The organism is Fibrobacter sp. (genome assembly GCA_024398965.1).
In the GTDB taxonomy this organism is placed as follows: Bacteria; Fibrobacterota; Fibrobacteria; order Fibrobacterales; family Fibrobacteraceae; genus Fibrobacter.
This window is the reverse complement of the sequence record JAKSIF010000100.1, coordinates 1-3510: the sequence shown is the minus strand read 5'-3', so window position 1 is coordinate 3510 and position 3510 is coordinate 1. Positions and strand designations below refer to the sequence as shown.

General features: G+C 51.9%; 1 protein-coding gene. It reads right to left on the bottom strand.

The features are described from left to right. On the bottom strand, positions 1–3510 hold a 3510-nt coding region (nifJ, locus tag MJZ26_14685; protein ID MCQ2107024.1), incomplete at both ends, for a pyruvate:ferredoxin (flavodoxin) oxidoreductase.

Genomic DNA, 3510 nt, shown 5'->3' with positions numbered 1-3510 from the left:
TTCGCTCAGCTTCTTGTAGCCTTCGTAGCGGAGCTTAGCAAACTGTTCGGTCTTGGCGAAGAGTTCCTTAGCTTCTTCCGGGAAGGTCTTCAGCAGTGAGTTGTAACGGACTTCACCCATGATGAACTGCTGGAACTTGCTCCAGTCTGGTTCCTTGCTGTCGAGGTGGAAGCCGTTCTGGCCAGCTTCTTCCTCTTCTGGGTTGAAGTGCCACAGATGCCAGTAACCACATTCGACGGCGAGCTTCTCTTCGAGTTGTGAGTGGCCCATGCCAATCTTAATGCCGTGGTTGATGCAAGGTGCGTAGCAAATGATCAATGATGGTCCGTGGTAAGCTTCAGCTTCCTTGATTACCTTGAAGTACTGAGCCTGTGAAGCGCCCATAGCGACTTGTGCCACATAGACGTAACCGTAGCTCTTGGCAATCATGCCGAGGTCTTTCTTGCGAACCTTCTTACCTGAAGCGGCAAACTTAGCGACAGCACCAGCTGGAGTAGCCTTTGATGACTGACCGCCAGTATTTGAATAGACTTCAGTATCGACGACGAGAACGTTGACATCTTCACCAGAAGCCAAAACGTGGTCTAAGCCGCCGAAGCCGATATCGTAAGCCCAACCGTCACCGCCGAAGATCCACTGGCTCTTCTTGGTGAGGTGATCCTTGAGGTCGATGATTTGTTTGCAGTAGTCGCAGCCGCAAGCTTCGCAAGCAGCAACAATCTTAGGAGCCAGTTCCATGGTCTTGACGCCGTCTTCGCGGTTGTCAATCCATTCCTGGAACATAGCCTTCAGTTCTGCTGAGCAGCACTGGCAGTTGGCGATGGCTTCCTTCATGATGCGTTCAACGCGGTCGCGCATCTTGCGGGTAGCGGTAGCCATACCGAGGCCGAATTCAGCATTGTCTTCGAACAGTGAGTTAGCCCAAGCCACGCCCTTACCGCTTCTGTTGTTCTTGCAGTATGGAGTTGCAGGAGCTGAACCGCCGTAGATTGATGAGCAACCTGTTGCGTTGGCAATCATCATTCTTTCGCCGAACAACTGGGTGAGGCACTTGATGTAAGGTGTTTCACCGCAACCAGCGCAAGCGCCTGAGAACTCAAACAGAGGCTGAGCGAACTGGCTGTTCTTCACGTTGGCGAACTTGTCAATCATGTTGTCCTTGTAGGTGACTTTCTTCTGGCCATATTCCCAGTTCTCGACTTCAGCCATCTGGCTTTCGAGAGGTTTCATCACCAATGCCTTTTCCTTAGCAGGGCAGATGTCGGCGCAGTTGCCGCAACCTGTGCAGTCGAGGACTGAAACCTGCATACGGAAGTGCATGCCGGCCAATTCCTTAGGCATCTTCATGTCGGCTGCCTTCATGCCAGCAGGAGCTGCTGCCATTTCAGCATCGGTCATAACCACTGGACGGATAGCTGCGTGAGGGCAAATCAGTGAGCACTGGTTGCACTGGATGCAGTTTGCAGGATTCCATTCAGGAACCACGGTAGCGACGCCACGCTTTTCGTAAGCGGTGGTGCCAGCTGGGAATGTACCGTCGATGATTTCCTTGAAGGCGCTAACAGGCAGGTCGTTACCGCACTGAGCAACCATCGGGCGCATCACCTTATTAATAAATTCAGGATCGTTGTCGTTGTGCATGAAGACGAAGTCGGTGCTGCAAGGCAGTTCAGCCCATTCAGCAGGGATTTCAACCTTCACGATTTCACCGCCACGGTCAACAGCTGCATAGTTCATGTTGACGATGTCTTCACCCTTCTTGCCATAGCTCTTCACGATGAACTTCTTCATCTGTTCGACTGCCAGGTCGTAAGGAATAACGCCTGAAATCTTGAAGAATGCGCTTTGGAGGATGGTGTTGGTACGGTTGCCAAGGCCGATTTCAGCAGCAATCTTAGTAGCATCGATGATGTACATGTTGATCTTGTGGAGAGCGAGATACTTCTTCACGAAGTCAGGCAGATTGTTCTTGGTTTCCTCAACGCTCCATGGTGAGTTGTAAAGGAATGTGCCATTGTCTTTCAGACCTCTCAGGCAGTCATACTTGCTGAGGTATGAAGGAACGTGGACAGCGACGAAGTCAGGAGTACCGACGAGGTAAGGAGCCAAGATAGGCTGGTCACCGAAACGAAGGTGTGAGCAGGTGTAGCCGCCTGATTTCTTTGAGTCGTAGTCGAAGTAAGCCTGGCTGTATTTGTTGGTGTTGTCACCAATGATCTTAATGGAGTTCTTGTTAGCACCCACAGTACCGTCAGCGCCAAGGCCGTAGAACTTAGCCTCGAAGGTTCCCTTTGGAAGGATTGAGAACTCAGGAAGGATAGGCAGTGACTTGAAGGTAACGTCGTCGACGATACCGACAGTGAACTGGTTCTTTGGTTCGGCAGCTTCCATGTTGTTGAACACGGAGAGGATGTGAGCAGGAGTGGTGTCCTTTGAAGAAAGACCGTAACGGCCGCCAACGATGACAGGCTTGTTCGGGCAGTTCTTGAAAGCTTCGACGACATCCAGATAGAGCGGATCGCCGTTTGCACCTGGTTCCTTGGTACGGTCGAGGACCGTAATCTTCTTGACGGTCTTAGGAAGAACGTCAAACAGATACTTCACGCTGAATGGGCGATAGAGGTGTACGTTGACCATACCGACCTTCTTGCCTTCGGCGTTCAGCTTATCGACCACTGTGCGGACGACATCGTTGATGGAACCGATGGAGATGATGATGTTTTCGGCATCTGCAGCACCATAGTAGCAGAAAGGAGCATATTCACGGCCCGTGATCTTGCTCATTTCCTTCATGTACTTGGCGACGATGTCAGGAATGGCATCATAATAAGTGTTCTGAGCTTCGCGTGTCTGGAAGTAGATGTCAGGATTCTGAGCAGTACCGCGTGTTACAGGGTGTTCAGGATTCAGGGCACGCTTGCGATATTCGTTCAAAGCTTCCCAGTTGACGAGCTTAGCGACTTCGTCCTGGTCGGTGGCTTCAACTTTCTGGATTTCGTGTGAGGTACGGAAACCGTCGAAGAAGTGCAGGAAAGGCACGCGGCCTTCGATAGCTGCGAGGTGAGCGACTGGAGCCAAGTCCATGATTTCCTGGACTGAGCTGGTTGCCAGCATGGCGAAACCGGTCTGACGGCAAGCCATGACGTCGGCGTGGTCACCGAAAATTGACAAAGCCTGAGCTGCCAATGCACGAGCCGAAACATGGAAAACGCCTGGGAGCAATTCACCGGCGATTTTGTACATGTTAGGGATCATCAGCAACAGACCCTGTGATGCTGTGAAGGTGCTTGTGAGGGCACCGGCCTGCAATGAGCCGTGGACAGCGCCAGCAGCGCCGCTTTCAGCCTGCATTTCAACAACGCGAACATTCTCGTTGAAAATGTTCTTTCTGCCGCCTGCGCTCCATTCGTCAATGTACTCAGCCATTGGTGATGAAGGAGTGATAGGATAGATGGCGGCGACTTCGCTAAACATGTATGCGACGTGCGCAGCAGCGCAGTTACCGTCACA